Origin of the sequence: Corallococcus sp. CA049B (genome assembly GCF_003611685.1) — a bacterium.
GTDB classification, from domain to species: domain Bacteria; phylum Myxococcota; class Myxococcia; order Myxococcales; family Myxococcaceae; genus Corallococcus; species Corallococcus coralloides.
The window spans coordinates 19,517-38,158 of sequence record NZ_RAWC01000007.1; the positions used below are offsets into that span (position 1 = coordinate 19,517).

General features: G+C 69.5%; 18 protein-coding genes. 12 read left to right on the forward strand and 6 right to left on the reverse strand.

The features are described from left to right. The first annotated feature begins 128 nt into the window (after positions 1–128). The 11 genes from D7W82_RS02550 to D7W82_RS02595 all read left to right on the forward strand — a co-directional run bounded on the left by D7W82_RS02550 (position 129) and on the right by D7W82_RS02595 (position 8,728). Positions 129–1,232, forward strand: a complete 1,104-nt coding sequence (locus tag D7W82_RS02550; RefSeq protein ID WP_120616799.1) for a class I SAM-dependent methyltransferase — start codon at positions 129–131, stop codon at positions 1,230–1,232. Positions 1,233–1,382: 150 nt separating this feature from the next. Continuing rightward, positions 1,383–2,063 (forward strand): RedB protein, encoded by a 681-nt coding sequence (locus D7W82_RS02555; protein ID WP_120616800.1) that lies wholly within the window; start codon positions 1,383–1,385, stop codon positions 2,061–2,063. Next, a complete protein-coding gene (locus tag D7W82_RS02560; protein WP_233587250.1) occupies positions 2,060–3,562 on the forward strand; it encodes a methyl-accepting chemotaxis protein in 1,503 nt (500 codons plus the stop codon). The genes D7W82_RS02555 and D7W82_RS02560 overlap by 4 nt, the downstream gene beginning before the upstream one ends. 42 nt (positions 3,563–3,604) lie before the next feature. Beyond that, positions 3,605–4,816, forward strand: coding sequence for a proprotein convertase P-domain-containing protein (locus tag D7W82_RS42280; protein ID WP_120616841.1), 1,212 nt, complete (start codon positions 3,605–3,607; stop codon positions 4,814–4,816). A gap of 246 nt (positions 4,817–5,062) precedes the next feature. Continuing rightward, positions 5,063–5,731, forward strand: coding sequence for a hypothetical protein (locus D7W82_RS02570; protein WP_120616802.1), 669 nt, complete (start codon positions 5,063–5,065; stop codon positions 5,729–5,731). A 46-nt stretch (positions 5,732–5,777) separates the two neighbouring features. Continuing rightward, a complete protein-coding gene (locus D7W82_RS40380) occupies positions 5,778–5,918 on the forward strand; it encodes a hypothetical protein (RefSeq protein ID WP_158617566.1) in 141 nt (46 codons plus the stop codon). A 162-nt stretch (positions 5,919–6,080) separates the two neighbouring features. Further along, the gene (locus D7W82_RS02575) at positions 6,081–6,434 is read left to right on the forward strand and encodes a hypothetical protein (RefSeq protein ID WP_120616803.1); all 354 of its coding nucleotides are present in this window, start codon (positions 6,081–6,083) and stop codon (positions 6,432–6,434) included. Between the two features lie 4 nt (positions 6,435–6,438). Beyond that, on the forward strand, positions 6,439–7,032 hold the full coding sequence (locus D7W82_RS02580) for a fimbrial protein (protein WP_158617567.1): 594 nt from the start codon (positions 6,439–6,441) through the stop codon (positions 7,030–7,032). A gap of 117 nt (positions 7,033–7,149) precedes the next feature. After that, positions 7,150–7,776: an SRPBCC family protein gene (locus tag D7W82_RS02585; protein ID WP_120616805.1), complete on the forward strand. Its 627-nt coding sequence runs from the start codon at positions 7,150–7,152 to the stop codon at positions 7,774–7,776. Further along, positions 7,776–8,105 (forward strand): helix-turn-helix transcriptional regulator, encoded by a 330-nt coding sequence (locus D7W82_RS02590; RefSeq protein ID WP_014396181.1) that lies wholly within the window; start codon positions 7,776–7,778, stop codon positions 8,103–8,105. Before D7W82_RS02585 ends, D7W82_RS02590 begins: the two co-directional genes overlap by 1 nt. 107 nt (positions 8,106–8,212) lie before the next feature. Further along, entirely contained in the window at positions 8,213–8,728 is a 516-nt protein-coding gene (locus tag D7W82_RS02595; RefSeq protein WP_120616806.1) for an OmpA family protein, read from the forward strand. A 50-nt stretch (positions 8,729–8,778) separates the two neighbouring features. On the opposite strand, the gene D7W82_RS02600 is transcribed toward D7W82_RS02595, so the two are convergent. Then, entirely contained in the window at positions 8,779–9,804 is a 1,026-nt protein-coding gene (locus D7W82_RS02600) for a methyltransferase (RefSeq protein ID WP_120616807.1), read from the reverse strand. A 75-nt stretch (positions 9,805–9,879) separates the two neighbouring features. On the opposite strand from D7W82_RS02600, the gene D7W82_RS02605 reads away from it, so the two are divergent. Continuing rightward, entirely contained in the window at positions 9,880–10,617 is a 738-nt protein-coding gene (locus tag D7W82_RS02605; RefSeq protein ID WP_120616808.1) for a class I SAM-dependent methyltransferase, read from the forward strand. 324 nt (positions 10,618–10,941) lie between these two features. Here D7W82_RS02605 and D7W82_RS02615 read toward each other — a convergent pair whose 3' ends face one another. The 5 genes from D7W82_RS02615 to D7W82_RS02630 all read right to left on the reverse strand — a co-directional run bounded on the left by D7W82_RS02615 (position 10,942) and on the right by D7W82_RS02630 (position 18,508). Further along, positions 10,942–11,769, reverse strand: a complete 828-nt coding sequence (locus tag D7W82_RS02615; protein WP_120616810.1) for a crotonase/enoyl-CoA hydratase family protein — start codon at positions 11,767–11,769, stop codon at positions 10,942–10,944. Positions 11,770–11,817: 48 nt separating this feature from the next. Continuing rightward, positions 11,818–12,696 (reverse strand): hypothetical protein, encoded by an 879-nt coding sequence (locus D7W82_RS02620; RefSeq protein WP_147439193.1) that lies wholly within the window; start codon positions 12,694–12,696, stop codon positions 11,818–11,820. Positions 12,697–12,784: 88 nt separating this feature from the next. After that, positions 12,785–14,101 carry a DUF1444 family protein gene (locus D7W82_RS02625; RefSeq protein WP_158617568.1) on the reverse strand — a complete coding sequence of 439 codons (1,317 nt, stop codon included), beginning with the start codon at positions 14,099–14,101 and terminating at the stop codon, positions 12,785–12,787. Between the two features lie 61 nt (positions 14,102–14,162). Continuing rightward, positions 14,163–16,757, reverse strand: coding sequence for an MYXO-CTERM sorting domain-containing protein (locus D7W82_RS40385; RefSeq protein WP_158617569.1), 2,595 nt, complete (start codon positions 16,755–16,757; stop codon positions 14,163–14,165). 113 nt (positions 16,758–16,870) lie between these two features. After that, a complete protein-coding gene (locus D7W82_RS02630; RefSeq protein WP_120616813.1) occupies positions 16,871–18,508 on the reverse strand; it encodes an LVIVD repeat-containing protein in 1,638 nt (545 codons plus the stop codon). Positions 18,509–18,642: the final 134 nt, after the last annotated feature.

The following is an 18,642-nucleotide window of genomic DNA, read 5'->3' on the forward strand; positions in this document are numbered from 1 at the left end:
TCACGCTCGCCGTCACGTGAAACCGGGGCCGTGCTCATGGCGTGCACGGCGCCCGGTGGAGACAGACCTGGCCCGGCGCGCATCGCCCGGAGCCCTCAACCCATCCCTTTCAGAGTGGAGCGCGGAACATGGCTGAGAACGAGCAGGCTCCGGCGCTCATCGTCGTGGCCCACCCGGAGGACGTCGTGCGGTTGTTCAGCACGGTGGCGACAGGCGCGGACGTCGCGGTGGTGACGGAGGACGGGGGCGCGGGCCGGGAGCTGGAGGCCGTGGGCCGCGCCCTGGGCGCGCGGAGCACGCAGCTCCTGCTGTCCCCGTCGGAGGTGGGGCCGTGGTGCCGCGAGCGGCGCTTGAAGGGCGACGCCCGCGTCTACACGCACAGCCCGCAGGAGGACGCCCCGCTGCACCGCGAGGTGGCGCTGCTCGTCAGCCGCGTCTTCGAGCGGCTGTGGGTGCCCGCCACGGGGGCCAGGCCCACCGCCTGCACGGTGCTGGACGACGCGGCCTTCCAGCGCAAGCTGTCGCTGCTCAACGCGCTCTACCGGGAGCGTCCGGACGGAGCCGCTTCCGGCGCGTGCACGGACCCCGTGCGTGACGGGCCCGGCATCGAGGCCTTCACCGAGGTGCGGGCCGGAGACGTGGTGCGCGCCCTGTCCCTCACGAAGCCGGAGGTCTTCGCGGAGCTCGCGGACCCCTGGGGCTTCGCCCATTCCACCTACGAGGGCGAGCGCTTCGCCCTCACCGCGAAGGTGCTCGGGACGCTGCGCCACGCGGGCCCACCCCGGAGCGTGGTGGACGTGGGCGCCTGCGAGGGAATGATGACCGGGCACCTGCTGACGCTCTTCCCGGACGCGAACGTCCGCGCCGTGGAGTCCGAGCCCCGCTTCGTCACGCGCCTGCGCGAGCGGCTGGGGGGGCTTCCGCGCGTACGCATCGTGGAGGCCAGCGCGGAGGACGTGGCGCTGGAGGCGGACCTGGTGCTGCTGGCGGAGGTGCTCTATTACCTGTCCGACGACGCCAGCCGCGACCTGCTGGACCGGCTGCGCGCGTCCCACCTGCTCACGTCCTATGGCGGCGGCTTCGGCGCCCAGGTGCACGCGGCGCTCGTCAGGCGCGGATGGAGGTGCGTCCAGTCCGCGACGCTTCCGGGCCGCATCGAGCCGGTGGACGGCGCCTCGAGCCCGCTGCTCGTGCGCCGCGCGGGCACCGAAATCCGGCTCTGGGAACGGTGATAACAAGAATTCAGGGCTGGAGGCCCAGGCTTCTCTCCCGGAAGAGGCCAACATCTGGATTTGCTGTTATTGCATGTTTCAGGTTTGTATAGACTTGCCTGCTTGAATACGCGTTGCCATTGGCACGGGAACTCTTCAGCATGACCGTGCATGGCCGCCCCGGTCGTCTCGCATGGCCCCGCGGATGCCCCGGCCCGGGCATCCCTTGAGGAGGGTCTGAAACACAGCGCGCTCCGGCGCCAGGCGCTGCCGTGGCTGGTGGGCGGCTGGCTGGTGGCGAGCGTGCTGGGGCTCGGACTCGTGTGGTCCCACGCGAACGCGGCGGGGCCCGCGGCCACGCCCCCTGTCCGGTTGCCGGAGCGGTTCACGCGGGCGCCGGGCGCCTGGACGCTGCTCGTCTTCCTCCACCCGCGGTGCCCGTGTTCCCGCGCGACGCTGGCGGAGCTGGCGAAGCTCCTGGACCGGCACGGCGCGCGGCTCTCCACGCGCGTGTTCGTCTGGGCGCCGCGTGAGGCCCCGCCGGGCTTCGAGCGCTCGGAGCTGTGGACGCGCGCCGTGGCCCTGCCGGGGGTGGAGGTGGTGGCGGACGTGGACGGGCAGGTGGCGCGTGAGCTGGGGGCGCGCACCTCGGGACAGCTGGTCCTCTTCTCGCCGGACGGCGTGGAGCGCTTCGCTGGCGGCATCACCCCCACTCGGGGCCACGAAGGTGACAGCGCGGGGGGAGGCGCCATCCGGGACCTCCTGGACGCGGAGCTCTCCGGCCCCGTCACCGCGCCAGTCTTTGGCTGTGCCCTCCAGACACCCCTCACGCCCGCGGGTGATGACACATGATGAGAACCCAGCTGTCCGAAGCAGCCGTGTCCGAGCGCGCGCGCCAGTTGTTCGATGCGCAGTGTCTGTCATTGGGCCGGCGGACGGACCGGACCTTCGTGGTCCTGATGGTGTTGCAGTGGCTGGGCGGCATCGTGGCGGCGGTGTACCTGTCGCCCCGGGCCTGGGCGGGCTTGGAGAGCACGGTCCACTCCCACGTGGTGGCCGCGGTGGGGCTGGGCCTGCTGCTGGGCGGCCTGCCGGTGGTGCTCGCGCTCACGCGGCCCGGCCGCGAGTCCACGCGGCACGTCATCGCGGTGGGGCAGGCGCTGATGTCCGGGCTGCTCATCCACCTGATGGGCGGCCGCATCGAGACGCACTTCCACATCTTCGGCTCGCTGGCGCTGATCTCCATCTACCGGGACTGGAAGGTGCTGCTCACCTTCAGCGGCGTGGTGGCGGCGGACCACTTCATGCGCGGCCTGTTCTGGCCGGAGTCCATCTTCGGCATGCACGCCCGCGAGTCCTGGCGGTGGATGGAGCACACCGCGTGGGTGGCGTTCGAGGACCTGTTCCTCATCGCCTCCTGCGTGCAGGGCCAGCGCGACCTCCGGGAGTCCGCGCGGCGCGAGGCGCAGCTGGAGCTGTCCCGGAGCGCGGTTGAGGAGCAGGTCGTCCGGCCGCTGATGAGCTCCGCGGACGCGCTGCGCGCCTCGGTGACGACGCTGACGGAGTCCACCGGCGAGCAGCGCCAGGAGCTGACGCGGCAGGCCCGCGCGCTGGAGGAGACGCGGGCGACGGCGGAGGAGATCCGCCAGACGTCGCTGCTGGCCTCGGAGCAGGCCGCGCGGGTGCTGGAGGCCACGCAGCAGGCCGGGGACGTGGGCGCGGCGGTGGAGGACGCCATCGGCCGGAGCGTGGAGGGGCTGGCGGACCTGCGCGCGCAGACGGCGGACCTCTCCGAGCGCGTCCAGGGGCTGGCGGCGTACACGGAGCGCATCGCCGGCATCACCCGGACGGTGCAGGACCTGGCGGACCAGTCCAACGTGCTCGCCATCAACGCGGCCATCGAGGCGGCGAGGGCCGGGGAGGTGGGCCGGGGCTTCGCGGTGGTGGCGCGGGAGATGCGGGGCCTGGCGTCCCAGTCCGTCACGGCCACGCAACAGGTGCGCGCGGTGCTGGAGGACACGCGCTCCAGAATCCAGGGGGTGGTGGACCTCACCCGCCAGGGCGGCGAACGCATGGCCCGGGGCATCGAGACCATCCGCGCCTCCGGCGAACGGCTGGGCATGCTGTCCGGGCTGGTGAAGGGCAACGCGGACGCGGTCCGCCAGATTTCGGCGTCGGTGAGCCAGCAGTCGGCGGGCGTCTCCCAAATCTTCACCGCCGTGTCGGACCTGACCGCGCTGATGCAGGCCTCGGTGGTCCGGGTGGAGGCCACCCACGCGGCGGCGGACCGCCTCCAGCAGGTCACCGACCAGGTCCACGGCGTCATCGCGCTGTATCAGGAGAGAACCTGAACGGTCACCGACACGCGGCCTGTCTTGGAGTACATGGACGCCATGAACTCCAGACTCCGTCGTTTTCTGTCGTTTTCCTCGGTTCCCCTCCTCCTGAGCTGCGGCGCTGCCGCGGTGTCGGACACGCCGGCTGACGCGCTGGCGGTGCAGACGCAGGAGTTGGCCTCGGGCACGCCCGCGGGCATCGGGGTGGTGCTGTTCCTCAATGAGTACGGCCTGACCTTCAACACGCTGGACACGCAGGTGCCGCTCAACGCGCTGGCGGCGCAGAGCATCATCAACTACCGCTACGGGCCGGACGGCATCCCGCACACGGCGGATGACAAGCGCTTCGTCTCCATCGAGCAGGTGGACGCGCTGCCCCAGGTGGGGCCCGCGGCGCTGGCGGCGCTGGAGGCGTACGCCCGGGGCACGGGCCGGGTGGAGCTGCCGGTGGACGGCTGGGTGGGCACGTTCCACGGCGTGTCCTTCAACGTGTCGGAGGCGCGCCGGGCGCTGGCGGTGGTGAACACGCAGTCGCTGGCGGCGCTGCAGTCCACGTACAACGTGCCCGCGGCGGCGGCGAACGCGATGGTGGCGGCGCGGCCGTTCTACGACATCCTGACGCTGGGCCGGCTGGCGTTCGTGGATGCGCCCGCGCTCCAGAACCTGAAGGCTGCCACGCAGCAGGGCGAGGAGGGCGACGCCTGCACCGGCGTGGGGACCTGCGGGCCGAACCTCCACTGCGAGGGCAAGCCGAACGACGGCTCCAGCCCCTACGGCCGCTGCGTGACGACGTTGCCCATCCCGGGTAACGACACGTCGTGTTCGCGCTTCGTGCCGTGTGCGGAGGGGCTGGCGTGCCACGGCCTGGACTCGGGCGCGACGGAGGGCTGGTGCCGGCCGGCGTGGATGTCCGGCGAGTTCACGGCGTACTCGGACCTGACGCTGCAGGGGAACACGACGCCGCTGACGGCGACGCAGCCGGTGGTGGGCCTGGCGACGGTGCCGGAGGACATCACGGTGGAGCTGGACCTGGCGCACAACAACCCGTCCAAGCTGGTGCTCACGCTGGAGGATCCGGGTGGTGAGACGGCGCTCCTGTGGGACGGCCCCAACGAGGGCACGCCGCCCAAGCGCATCCCGGTGACGCGCGGCATCCCCCGCGACGGCACCATCAACGGCCTGTGGAAGCTGCACATCGTCAACCCGTCGGGCGTGGGCAACGGCAAGCTGCGCGAGTGGAAGCTGAAGCTCACCAGCCGCTGGGACTGACGCGCATCCTTCGAGTCCCTCGAAGGATGATTTGACGCCCGCGAGGCTTGTCCTCGCGGGCGTTCAGGGGGCCCCCATCTCCGTGGATGCATGGCGGCGGACCCACCGCGCGGGGTAGGGCGTTTTATCTGGGAATACAGGCTGTGCTATCACTGGGAGTCCCTCCAGCCGGGAGCCTTCCGCACCGGTCCGAATTGCCCGCAGTGGCCGCAGGATCCGTAGCGCGGAGCCAGGGAGCGCACACAGATGATCGTCAGCGTGCAGGCTGGAATCGGGATTGGCGTGCCGAGGAAGGGCAACCTCGAACTGTTCCTGAACACCTCGGGGTTGAATTCATGTGTGGGGTTCCTGATCGAGACGGACACCCACGTCTATCTCGCCCACATCACCCCTCCCTTGGAGACGGAGCTCGAAAAGCGCTCCGAGATCGAAGGCCGGCGCATCCAGAAGTCGACCCTCATCGCGCAGGTGCTCAATGAGTCCATCGAGACCATGCGGGAGCAGTCGAACACCATCGTGTGGCGGATGCGATTCACGCTGTTCGTGTTGGATGAACGGGCCACGACAGAGAGCCACTTCCAGACCGTTCATGCCGAAACGGTGAAGCTGACGTCCAACAAGAGGGTGCCGGTGGAGTGTCTGGGTTACGACGTGGTCTACGTTCGCGTCAGGGATGGAGCATTCCATACCCAGCCGCCCAGGAACTCCGAGCACAAGAACATCTACCTGGAGGGAGCCTGGGAGGAGGAGGTGAGGCGTATCGAGCCTTCCGTCAGGAGGGAGTTCGGTTTCGCGACGGACAGCTATGACGTGGAGATGGATCACAAGGAACGCCACGTCATCCTGACCCGGACGCCAGCGCTCCTGGCGGAACGTGGCGTGGCCAATGCATGGGTCGTGGACACGACGTATTGAGACCCATGCACTCCATCTCCGCTGGTGCATTCCGCCGGGCTACCGGGTGCGGCTCTACGACGACTCGAACTACAAAGGCAGCTACCGGGACCTCGTGGGCGACGGTGCGTTTCACGAAGCCAACCTGAACAGCAAGGCCTGGGGCTTCAACGACAAGGTGTCCTCCGCGCGCTGGCTGAACGAGTGACGGGGAGGGCGGCTGGTGGTGCGGTGCGGGAAGGTGCTATCGCGGGCCCCCATGCGACGACGCCTCGTGTTGTTCTTCCCGCTGCTGCTCTGCGCGTGTGCAAGCGGTCCGTCACGGCGCGCGGATGACACCGGCGACGAGCACCTGCCGCGAAGGAGCCCCATGAAGCCGGATGCCCCCTCTCTTGCGCGCGGTGAGGCGCTGTTGCGCCATGGCACCGGCGGCGACGCCGTCGTTCCGGCCGAGCCGGTCCCCGCCGTCCAGGAGCTCGGAGCCCTGGCGGGGTTCGGCCAGGCCTGGACGTCGTGCTCGGCCCGCGCCTCGGTCTACCTGTTCGACGGCTATGCCGAAGCGAGCGCGGCGGAGGTGAGGCTGAAGAAGCAGGTGCCCGAAGGGAAGCAGGGTTCCGGCACGGTCAACGGCGACTGGCTGATCTGGGCCACCGCCGATGCGAAGGACGAGGCCGGCCGCGACGTCATCGAGCGGGTGGTCTCCTCCTTCGCGGGCGAAGAGTGAGGCCGTGAGTCATCAGGCGCCAGGGACCCTCCGGAAGTGGTTCTTCATCGCCCTCGGTGTGCTGGCCTGCTCGTGCCTGGGCCTGGTGGCGGTCAACACGGTCCGCAACTTCGTCCGGTTCGGCCAGCGTGCCCGCGCGGCGGAGTGCAGGTCGAACCTGAAGGCCTGGTACGCCCTCCAGCGGCGCCACTTCCAGGACACGAGGACCTACGAGCCGGTCTTCGCGAAGGTGGGCTTCGCGCCCGAGCGGGGCAACCGCTACGCGTACTTCGCGGGCCGGGGACCGATGGAGCTTCGCGACCAGGAGCGAAGCGAGTCCCCGGACGGCGCGGTGGCCATCGGCGCGGACACCTTCCGGTTCACCTACCTGCGCCCCCTCGACGTGGAGGCGCTTCATCCGTCCTTGAAGGCCCGGCTCGGCGTCACCGGCACGTGCCCCGCCTGCGCCATCACCCTGGCATGCGTGGGGAACACAGACGAAGACGCGACGCTGGATGTCTGGGTCCTCTCCACTGGCCCGCTGGACCTCCAGGACGTGGACGGAGAGGCCGCGGAGCCCGGCATCCCCGTGCAGCTCGTGGACGACACGAGGGACTGATGGCTACAGCTTCATCCCGCGCAAAGTCGGGGGAGGGCCGGCGGTCATGTAATCGTATTAGAATTGACTAATATTAGTGCGGACTGTAGTGAGTCTGTGAACGGAGGAGGTCCGCACATGCTTCACACCCTGATTGGCGCCCAGTTCCGCGCGTGCGTCGAACGCGATTACGAAGGCAAGCCGGCCCACGTGGTCGTCGCCCAGCGCGTCTACCCCACCCACATCGAGGACCTGTGGGACGCGGTCACCAACCCTGAACGCATCCCGCGCTGGTTCTCGCCCGTCGAGGGGCAGCTGCGGAAGGGCGGCCGCTATCAGATCAAGGGGAACGCGGGGGGCACCATCACCCGGTGTGACAAGCCGGAGGCGTTCGACCTGACCTGGGAGATGAACGGCGGCATGAGCTGGGTGACCCTTCGCCTGGCGCCGGAAGGGAAGGGCACGCGGCTGACGCTGGAGCACATCGTGCACTCCGCGGACGTGGAACAGTTCTGGAGCCAGTTCGGTCCTGGCGCCACGGGCGTGGGCTGGGATTTGAGCTTCCTGGGACTGGGCCTGTACCTGGAGACGGGCAAGGACGTGGCCGCGGAGGCCGCCGCGTCGTGGGCGGCTTCCGACGAGGCGAAGACCTTCATGCGCGCGAGCGCCCGGTCCTGGGCGGACGCCCACGTGGCGGCCGGCGAGGCGCCGGACGTGGCCCGAGGGATGGCCGAGCGCACGGCCGCGTTCTATACAGGGGGCTGATGCACGCCTTCGACGTCCTCGGCGATCCGGTCCGCCGCCGCATCCTGGAGCTGCTCGCGGAAGGCGAGCACGCTTCGGGCGAGGTCGTGGACGTCATCCAGCGCGAGTTCGGCATCACGCAGTCCGCGGTCTCGCAGCACCTGAAGGTCCTGCGGGACAACGGCTTCGCCACGGTGCGGGTGGATGGCGCCCGGCGCCTGTACGCCGTGGACGCCGCGCCGCTGGCGGAGGTGGACGCCTGGCTGGACCGCTTCCGTGCGTTCTGGACGCCGAAGCTGGACGCCCTGGCTACAGAAGTCGCGCGGGGGAAGAAAAAGCGGGGTGAGTAGGAGGCAGGCGCCCCCACGGCCCACGCCGTGTCACTGGACGCGGCGAGCCACCCCCGGCAGCGTCTGGCTCCGGCTCCCTTCCCCCTGGAGCCCAAGGAGTCCAACGGATGAAGCTCAAGGCGCTCTGCATCGCCGTATCGCTGCTGGCCGTCCCTGGCGTGGCCGCCGCGCAAAGCCCCTTCGATTCCATCAAGAAGGCCGCGGGCGACGCCGGCAAGTCCACCGTGGAGAAGCGCGTCAACACGAAGCTCACGGACGAGGGCCGCAAGAACCAGTGCAGCTTCAAGACGGGCACCGCCGAGCTGGCCCCCGGCTGCGACGCGAAGCTCAAGAAGCTGACCAACGCCCTCGTGGACGCGAAGAAGCAGCTCGTCGCCGCTGGCGTCAAAAGCTACAAGTTCGAGGTCTCCGGCCACACCGACTCGACGGGTGACGCCGCGAAGAACAAGACGCTCAGCGAGCAGCGCGCGGAGGCCATCGTCAAGGAGCTCGTCGCGCGAGGCATCCCCCGCGGAGAGATCACCGCCGTGGGCTACGGCTCCGAGCGCATGCTGGTGAAGCCGGACAACACCGAGGCGAAGAAGGCGAAGAACCGCCGCTACGAACTCCAGGTCCGGCTGTAATCCCTCGCACGGATGAAAAGGGGGCGGCGCCCGCGGCGCCGCCCCGTCACTCAGGCCTTCGCCGCCTCCAGGATGCTGGTCCCGCTCTGCGTGGGGATGAGGCGATGGACCTTCCAGCCGGTCGCGGCGAGCAGGGCCTGGAACTCGTTGTAGGTGCGCTCGCGCCCGTTGGCGACCACCAGCATGTTGAGGTCCATCAGGTGGGTGATGTCAGGAGTCCGGTTGTCCGGAATCACCATCTCCACCACGAAGAGCCGGGCTCCTGACGGGGCGGCCTCATGGAGCCGGCGCAGGATGTTGGAGCAGGCGTCATCCTCCCAGTCGTGGAGGATGTGCTTGAGCAGGTAGGCGTCGGCGGCGGGCATGCCGGGCTCGAAGAAGTTCCCGGCCACGACGTCCACCCGCTTGGCGAGCCCCCGGGACTCCAGGAAGGGCTTCGCGCTTTCGGCGACCTGGGGCAGCTCGAAGAGGATGCCCCGGCAGGTGGGATGGGCGCGCAGCACCTGCGCCAGCAGGTCTCCGTGGCTGCCGCCAATGTCCACCACGCGGGCGAAGAGGGAGAAGTCGACGTGCCGGGCCACCTGGCTGGACACCATCTCGGACCAGTCCCCCATGGACCGGGCGAAGTGCTCCGCCTCGTCGGGATGCCGGGCGAAGTGCTCCCAGATGTCGACACCGAGCGCCGCCTGGATGGGCGAGCTCCCGGTGCGAATCGCCTCCGGGAGGTGTCCCCAGGGGAGCCAATGCGACGGGCTGCTCTGGATGATGGCCAGCTCCCTTAGTGAGCCCGGGACGTTCGCGCACAGGCCTTCGCCCATGGGGGTCAGGGCGAAGGTCCGCTCGGCGAAGGCCACGAAGAGGCCCGTGGCGAGCCCGGCGCGCATCAGCCGGAACAGGGCCTCCGGGTGGACGCCCAGCTCCGCCGCGAGCGAATCGCTGTCGCGGGCCCCTTCCGCGAGCAGGTCCGCGATTCCCAGGCGGGCCACGGTGCCAATGACCTGGGTGCGCCAGTAGCTGGTGATGGCCAGGTGGAGCTGCTGCGTGGGGGACGGACTGTCGCCAGGCGTGTTTTCCATGGCGCGAGTCTACCGCCGTGATCTCCGGAGTAGACTCTTTCCGTGGAAGTGGGATGCCACGAAAGGTCGTGCGGAATGGCGGCACAATACGATGACATCGCCGTGAAGCTGTCGGACTGGGATGTCCTGCCCGTGCGCTCGGAGTACCTCGAAGGCCACACCTTCTTCAAAGCGCTCGGCTCCGTGAAGGGACAGTCCGTCCTGGACGTGGCCTGTGGTGACGGACTCTACACGCGGCAGTTCCAGGCGCGGGGCGCGAACCGGGTGGCCGGTGTGGACATCTCCGAGGAGATGATCCGCGTCGCCCGGCAACATGAAGCGGCCCAGCCCCTGGGAATCGAGTACCACGTGTCGGACGTGGCCGACATGGCGCCGCTGGGTGTCTTTGATTGCGTGACGGCCGTCTATCTCCTGCACTATGCGCAATCGCCCGAACACCTGCTGCGGATGTGCCGGAACATCCACGCCCACCTGAAGCCCGGGGGCCGCTTCGTCACGTACACCTTCAACCCCGGGTTCAGCGCGAAGGGGCCCAACAGCACCCGGTATGGCATCACGATGTTGGACTTCCCGGAGTCGCCCCGGGAAGGGCAGGGCATCTCCGCGGAGCTGCACGCGAAGACGCCCTTCACCATCCACTTCTCCCACTGGAGCCGTGACACGTACGAGCGCGCGCTGCGCGAGGCGGGCTTCCACCACCTCACCTGGATGCGCCCGGAATGCTCCCCCGAGGGCATTGCCCGGTACGGCCAGGAGTTCTGGCAGGACTACCTGGACAACCCGCACGCGGTCGCGCTGCGCTGCGAGCGGTGAGCTCCCTCTGCGCACCCTCGGGCGGATGACCGAGTGGCGCTGGAAGCCATCGTCTTCGTGCTCCGAAGCGGCATCCCCTGGGAGATGCTGCCTCGGAAGCACGCTTCTCGCGACGCTCGCCGAGCACTGCCCTTGTCGGCATGTATGCCTGTCAGGGGGCTGAAGCACTCAGGTGCGGAGTCGACCTGCCGCACCGGAGCACGCGCTCCTCCTGACTTGGAGGGCCGTGAACACGCGCGGAGAAGTCACTTCGCTTTGATGAAGAACCGGCGCTCGGACCACCAGTCGAAGTGACCGCGGCTGCGTGAGAAGAAGATGCTGTCTTCAGCGGCCCTGGAATTTGGGCGGACGGCGCTCGGCGAAGGCGGAGAAGGCCTCCGTCAAATCCAGTGACTGGAGGAACGCCGAGTTCCACACCGCCACGTAACGCAGCCCGTCCGCGATGGACTTGTCCGCGCAGTACTCCATCACCTGCTTGGCTCCCTGGACCACGAGCGGCGGGTTGTCCGCGATGCGCCTCGCCGTCGCCCGCGCCTCCGTGAGCAGGGCCTCGGGGGAGGCGAAGACCTCGTTGACCAGGCCCATGCGCAGCGCGCGCGCCGCGTCCACGTCGCCGCCGGTGTAGGCCAGCTCCCGCGTGTTCCCCTCGCCGATGATGCGCGGCAGCCGCTGGAGCGCGCCCAGGTCCGCGACGATGCCGACCTTCACCTCGCGCAGGGAGAACTTCGCCTCCTGCGAGCAGTACCGGAAGTCACACGCGGCGATGAGGTCCATGCCCCCGCCAATGCACCAGCCATGCACCGCGGCGATGACGGGCTTCCTGCACCGGGCCATCCCCTCCGTGGCCTGCTGCATCTCCCCAATCAGCTTGAGCAGCCGGCTGCGCTCCAGCGCCAGGTTGCTCTCGCCGGTGAGCAGCGGCCCCAGGGACTCCATCATCCCCATCAGGTCCAGGCCGTAGGTGAAGTTCTGGCCTTCACCTCGCACCAGGAGCACGCGCACGTCGTCGTCGGCGTCCAGCGCGCGGAGCGCCTCCGGCATCTCCCGCCAGAAGTCGGGGCCCATGGCGTTGCCCTTGCCCGGGCCGGTGAGCACCAGCTCGGCGATGCCGTCGGCCTTCTCGATGCGCAATGACTTGTACGTGCCGTCCATCCGTTGCCTCCCAGGGAAGTGAGCGGATGGCACTTGAGCAGATGCCGCTCAGGCGGGCCAGAACCGGTGGCACTCCGCGCTCCATTCGGAGTGGCGGGTGCGGCCGGACGTCCAGGTCTTGTAGCGGTAGTCGTGGCGGCTGCGCTTCTGGAAGTAGAAGGACCAGCGCCCCGACTCCCGCACCCCGAACACGGTGCCGAACTGGATCAGCTCGTCCTGGTCCACCTTCCAGAACGACCGGAAGGCGTGCGTGCCCACGTGGTACCAGGAGGCGCCGCTCACGCCGCGTTCGTATTCGAGCTGGGCGGTGCCCGCAGTGCTCAGCATGCCGGGCATGTAGTCATGCATCGACGCGGAGGCCGACGACTGCTGGCTGCCGCCCATGACCTTCCGGGCGGCGTTGAAGCGGGCCTGCATCACCTGGACCTTCGCCTGGTACCTCGCCGCGTCGTTGGGCGCGTTCGCTCCCGCCGAGTTCGCGTTCAGGTGGTACACCGTCGGCGAGGCCGGATCTCCAGTGACGAAGATGGAGCACCCCTGGAGGGCGGCGGTGACGAAGTAGTTCGCGTGCGAGCCCAGCCGCACGCAGTGGGTGCTGTCGAAGCCCCAGTGCAGGTAGTAGATGTCGAAGGACTGCGCCACCACGGGGCCACCCACCTCCAGGGACAGCAGGTTGTGGTCCCCGTTGAAGATGATGCCGGTGCCCGGTTCGGTGATGGGGTTCGTGTTCTCCGACAGGTCGGCGGCCTCGTGCAGCGCCCCGCTGAGCACACAGCCCTGCGTGTCGTAGACCGTGGCCTCCAGTCCGTGCGGGTCCAGGTTGCGCTCGTGCATCAGGCGCTTCAACCCGACGAGCGACTTTTGCTGGGACGGCGGTGGCGCGACCCTGAGGGCCGGAAAGACGGCCTGCTTCGAGGCCTTCTTCACCAGGTCCTGCGGCTTGTAGAGGGGAACGAGCGCCAGGGGCCAATCTCCGGGTTGGGGGCCGCGGGAGCATAGCGCCCGCGGGGCGGGTTCAGGGCACGTCCATGGCTGTCGGGTCCACCTTCCAGCGCTGGAGCTGCTCCTTGGAGGGGAAGCCCGTCACGCGGTAGCGCTCCGGGTATACGCCCAGCTCGGGCATCAGCAGCGTTCCGGCGTCGCGCACCACCAGGTCCCAACGGACCGCGGCCACCGGGGGCGCGTCCGGACCCAGCGCCGCGTCCACGAAGAGGATGACGTCCGCTCGCGGGAGCAGCGACTCGCCCTCATTGGACCAGACGGTCTGACCGAAGAAGCGGCCCCGGTCGTCCTTGGCTGGAATCAGGCCGGCGACGAAGACCTCGCCGTGCTCCTGCTCCTGTTGCTTCCGCAGCCGCTCGGTCTGGTCCTGGTAGCCACGCACCCGGCTGGTGAACGCGAGCTTCTCCAGGATGCTCCGCGCCGGGCTCTTGGGGCCGGGGAGGAAGGGCCTCCAGCCGTCGGCGGTGAGGCGCAGCGCGCTCCCGTCCACGGGGCGCGGTGCCTGGACGCCCTCCAGCGCGGCCTCGGCCAGCGTGAGCAGGCCCGTGGCGTCGTCGGCGCCGGTGATGAGCACCGTGTCCCGGTTGGGGACGACCACCACCGGATCGCCCTTCACCTCGCAGCCACGCACCACTTCGTCCAGCAGCAGCCGTGAGGCTCCGTAGCTGTCGTTCGTGAAGATGGCGCAGACGCCCAGGGTCAGGTGCCGCAGCGGCGTGGCCTCCAGCCGCCGCAGGTTGATCATCGCGTCGGCGCGGGCCTGCTCGTAGGTGATGCCCCAGCGCGCCAGCTCCTCCGTGGGCACGTAGCGCATGGCGTCCGGGGTGTCCTGGACGAGCGCCTCCGCCAGCACCTCGCCCACGGGCCGCCAGGACACCGGGGCGGACTCACCGGCCTGCTGGGAGAACGCCTCGAAGGTGTCGCGGGCACGCACCACGAGCATCAGCAGGGGACGCGCCTGTTCGTAGGTGGCCGCGGCCTCCGGGAGCACGCCCGCTCGCCCCAACCGCGCGAGCACCTCGCCGCGCCGCTCGGGCGGGGTGTCCTGGTACTCGCGGTAGAAGTTCGCGAGGAAGAGGGACATCCCCAGACCGCCGTCCGGGGTGTAGCGCTGGATGAGGAACTGCTCCGGGTCGTACCTCAGCTCGCCCGTGGGGTCCGCGGCGCGGAGGGCCGCCAGGGCCTGCTGGGCGTATTCATCCCGGTCGCTCGCCTCCAGGGACAGCGGTTCATGGACCTTGGGTGTTCCGTTGGCGAGGACCAGCGCGGCGACGAGCACCAGGGCCGACACACCGAAGCCGGCCACCTTCCACTGCGTGTTGCGTGACATGGGCCCGGCAGCAGACACCTGCCGGGCCACCTCGCGCAACCACGCCTCGCCGGCCGCTTCCTTACGCCGCCCGTGCGCGGCGGCGGCGCAGCAGCAGGGCCAGCGGCAGGAAGCCCCAGACAGGCGCTCCCGCGGACGAGCATCCGCAGCCGGAGTCCTCGGGCTCCTCCGGGGAGCCCGTGCCCGCATCGACCGCCGTGCCCGCATCGACCGTCGTGCCCGCGTCCGGCCGCGTGCCGCCGTCGGTGCCTGCATCCACGCCGCCGTCCGTTCCCGCGTCGCCGCCACCATCCGTGTCGCCGCCCCCACCGTCGGTGCCAGCATCCACGCCGCTGTCCTGGCCCGCGTCACCGCTGCCGGCGTCCGGCGTGGGCTCGTCCGGTGTGATGCTCAGCACCCGCCCGTGCACGCGGTTCACGTACAGGCCGGGACCTGAGTCGAAGCGCTGGTAGACGATGACCGCCTTGTGGGGCGCGAGCAGGGACAGGGTCGCCGGGCTCGCGTTGTCCTGAGAGGGCCACACGTCCAGCGGCGCGGGCGTCAACACCGTCCCGTCCAGGGACACGCGCGCCAGCTTGAGACCCATGAATGCCTCCGAGCCCTGCTGCCAGAGGAGGGTGAAGCCGGAGCCGTCGAACATCGGCTGCGCGAAGCGCTTCAGCGAATAATCCGAGACGATGACCTTTCCGTCCGGGTCCTTCAGCGTGCCGTCGCTCGCCACGCGCGCGGCGCGGATCTCCGGCAAGCCTCCTCCCCTGCGGTAGTCCGACCAGGTGACCAGGAAGTCGCCATGCGCCGCGACGTCCGGCTCGTACTGGAAGGAGCCCGCGGCGGAGATGATCCGCGGGACCGCATCCACCAGTTGTCCGGTGGGGCTCACCCGGGCGGCGTGGATGTCGTAGTCGCCGTTGTAGTTCGCCCACACAGCCAGGAAGTGCGTGCCATTGAAGGCAACCTTCGGCTGGAGCTGCGTCTGGGTGTTGGAGGCAGGCCTGGGAAGCTGGATGAGGCTCGACACCAAGCCGTCCTCGCGAAGCATCACCCCGGTGATGCGGCTGCCCGTCGCCTCCCAGACAACGAAGAAGGTGTTCCCGGCGCTGGCGACGGAGGCGGGGCCGGAGAGGGTGGAGGTGGCGAGCGTGAGGGGCTGCGCGTCGATGAGCGCTCCGTCCGGCCGCACCCGCTGGGCCTTGATGTCATAGCCGGAGCTCCCCTGCTGGCCCCAGGCCACCAGGTACATGCCGTCGCCGGCGCCCACCGCCGGCCTGCCCACGTAGGTCGGGGAGGAGAAGACCCGTACGTCACCCGTGGGCTGGCCGTCGGCGTCCAGCGGCTGGATCCGGATGCTGGCGGTTCTCGCGGCCTCCTCGCCCACCTGGTCCCGCCACGCCATGAGCCCGGTGCCTCCCGCGGAGGCCACGCTCGGCGCGTCCTGGAAGTTGGCGCCCCAGGCGAGGAAGCGGCCCGCTCCATCCACCACGGTGCCGTCCGTCTCGAAGCGCGCGGACTTGAGGCCGTACACGCCGACGTACTCGGTCCACACCGCGCGCAGCCGCGCGCCGTCGAAGTAGAGGTCCTGCAACGTCTTCTGCCCCGAGTGGGTGAACAGGGGCACCCGCGTGGTGTCCTTCACCACGCCGTCCCTGCCGAAGCGCACCCCGTAGAAGTGCTCATCGTAGGAGCCGGTCGCGGCGCGCCAGACGACCCAGGTCTGCGTCCCGTCGAAGGCGATGGCCGGGCCCTGCTTGTAGTCGCTGCTTGCCGGCGTGATTCGCACCCCGGTGCCGTCCAGCGGTTCACCCGCGACGCTCACCCGTCCCCCGTAGAAGTCGCCGTAGCTGGAGTTCCGGCTGTCGCCCCACAGCACCTGGTAGTTCGTCCCGTCGAAGAGGGCCCGGGGATACGTCTGGTAGCTCGAAGCGAGGACGCTCACCGGGAGGCCCGCGGCGTCCATCACCTCGCCCGAGAGCGCGACCCGCGTCGCATAGATGTCCCACTCGAGGGTCTCGCCCACCTGGTGGCGGCCATCCTGCCAGACCACGAGATAGCCATCGGGACCGCCCGCGACGGTGGGGTTCGCCTGATTGCCCGTGCCAGAGACGAGCACCTGCGGGGTGGGGTCCAGCACGGTGCCGTCGTCGCGGATGCGGGCCCCGAGGAGGTCGTTGTCAGACGTCCTGCGAGTGCGGCGCTGCCACACCACCAGGCTCACCCCTCCGGAGGAGGCCACCGCCGGTTGCTCCTCCCACTCACCGCCGATGGCTGGGATGGGGGCGGAGATGCGGAAGCCATCGGGCGGGGTGGTGACGGTGCCGTCGGGGCTCACCCGCGCGCCGTAGATGGCGTAGTTGCGGTTGTCCCGGTAGTCCTGCCACACGACGAGGAACTGCTTGCCGTCCCACGTCACCGCGGGGGCTTCCTGCGCGTAGGACGCGGTGCACAGGGGGATGCCGGCCGGGTCCAGCACGTTGCCGTCCGCGTCGATGCGCGCGGCATAGATTTCCGGGCCGGTGCCATAGAAGGCGCTGCGCTCCCCGCGCCGCTCATCGCTCCAGACCAGCAGCGTGACGCCACCACCCGTCGCGGCGCGTGACGACCGGACGCTGGCCAGCAGCCGCCCGTACCGAGGCGACTCCAGCGAGAACTCGTTGGACAACTCCGTTGCCCCAACCACTGAAGCCCACAACCACATCACCACAACGGCTCGCATCGACACCTGCCTCATGAGGAGGCAGGCATCATCCCCAATTCGGACCCCATCGCGCCAGCTCAGGGCTCGTTGAAGATGAGCAGCCCCCGGGAGGTGTCCACGACGTACACCTGGCCGTCTCCGGGAACGCGGATGCCAATGGCGCCTTCGAGCAGGTCATCGCCCCGGTTCAGGTCGGACTCACGGAAGGTGTTGAACCAGGCGATTTCGCGCGGCTGGGGGGGAACGGAGACGTCCAGCACGCGCAGTCCTTCCTGGTAGTAAGCGATGTAGAGCCGCTTGCCCCTGAGGATCATGTTGTGGATGGAGGTCTGCGGGCGCAGCTTGTAGCGCCCCATGAGCTGGATGTTCGTGGGGTCCGTGACGTCCAGCACGCGCAGGTGGGCGCCCTGGTACTCGCCGCCCTCGAAAGCGACGGTCTTCCCCGCGAAGGTGCCCACCGCGCTCGCGTGGCTCGTCGCGTAACTGTTGTCACTCTCGAACGTGTAGTGGCCCAGCTCCTGTGGGCTCATCGGGTCCTTCACGTCGTAGACGACGTAGCCCGCGCTGAAGTGGTTGACGTAGAGCCTGTCCTGATAGGCGAAGGAGTCATGCGCCGAGGGAAACGCGGACGTCGTGTCGGCGGCGGTGAAGCGATTGAGCAGGACGGGCTGGAGTGGCGTGGAGATGTCGAAAATCAGCGTCTCGCCAGTGGGGGCGGGACCCGGTGACACGGCGTAGAGCCGGTGGCCCTCCACGAACAGCGTGTGGACGTCGATGGGGCCGCGGCCGGGCACGCTGCGCACGAAGGTCGGGTCCGCGGGGTCGGTGATGTCGAAGACGATGACGCCCGAGCTCTTGCTGGCGATGTAGAGCGCGTCGTCCTTGGCCCAGGCCGCGTTCCAGTACGAGTCTCCCGGGAGGGTGATCCGCTTCGTGATGACGGGATGGCTCGGGTCCCGGACGTCGACCACCGCGAGCCCTCCCGGGGCCTGGGTGCGCGGGTCGTCAATGGAGACGACGTAGGCGTGGCCCCGGTGGACATACACATCCACCGGGCGCACCGTCTGGACATGGGTCTCGGACAGGAGCCGCAGTCCTCCCGAGGATTCGGATTCGCCCCGCGCCCAGGTCATCCTCGCGGCTTCGAAGGTGCCCGAGGTGGTGACCTTGCCGTCGGTGCAGCGGGCGAAGCACCCCGTCACCAGCCCGGGCCCGGTGACGCCGCAGCCCGCGAAGAGCAGGTTCCGGACGGTGTCCCGGAAGGTGTACTGCGCGGAGAAGCGGAAGGCTCCCGGGAGCTGCTGCCTCGTGACCGGAGAACTCCGCAGCGTCGGGAGGTAGTTCAGGGTCGCGGTGCCGCCGTCCTCGGGGACCCGGATGCCGGCGAAGTCCGCGAGGCCCGAGGCGTGGCGCATGTCCACCTGGTAGATGCCATGGGGCTCCAGGGTGGCGAGCGAGGCGGTGTCACACTTCGACAGGTCGAAGAGGGACGGGTCGTCGCAGTCGGCGACGGTCCCCGGGGGCGGTGTGAACGCACACGGCGCGTACTCGCCCCGGTCGATCCAGTCCGTCGGGTCGACCAGGGGCGTATAGGTCCCGTCCCAGGGTTCCTCGGGAGGTGGGGGCCGCGGGGGCCCGGACGTGTCCGAGCACGAGGACGACAGCAGGGCACAACCGAGGATGACTGCACGCAGGGCAGGGGACTCGAGGGCCATGCCCGGGAGTGTATAGCGTTGCGCCGGGTGAGAGGGATTCGCTCCCGGCCTTCGTGGTCCGAGCGTTCAGTGGGCAATCCTGCGTCAATCCGTCATCAGCACCCAGTGCCGCACCAGATCGTTGAGACACCAGA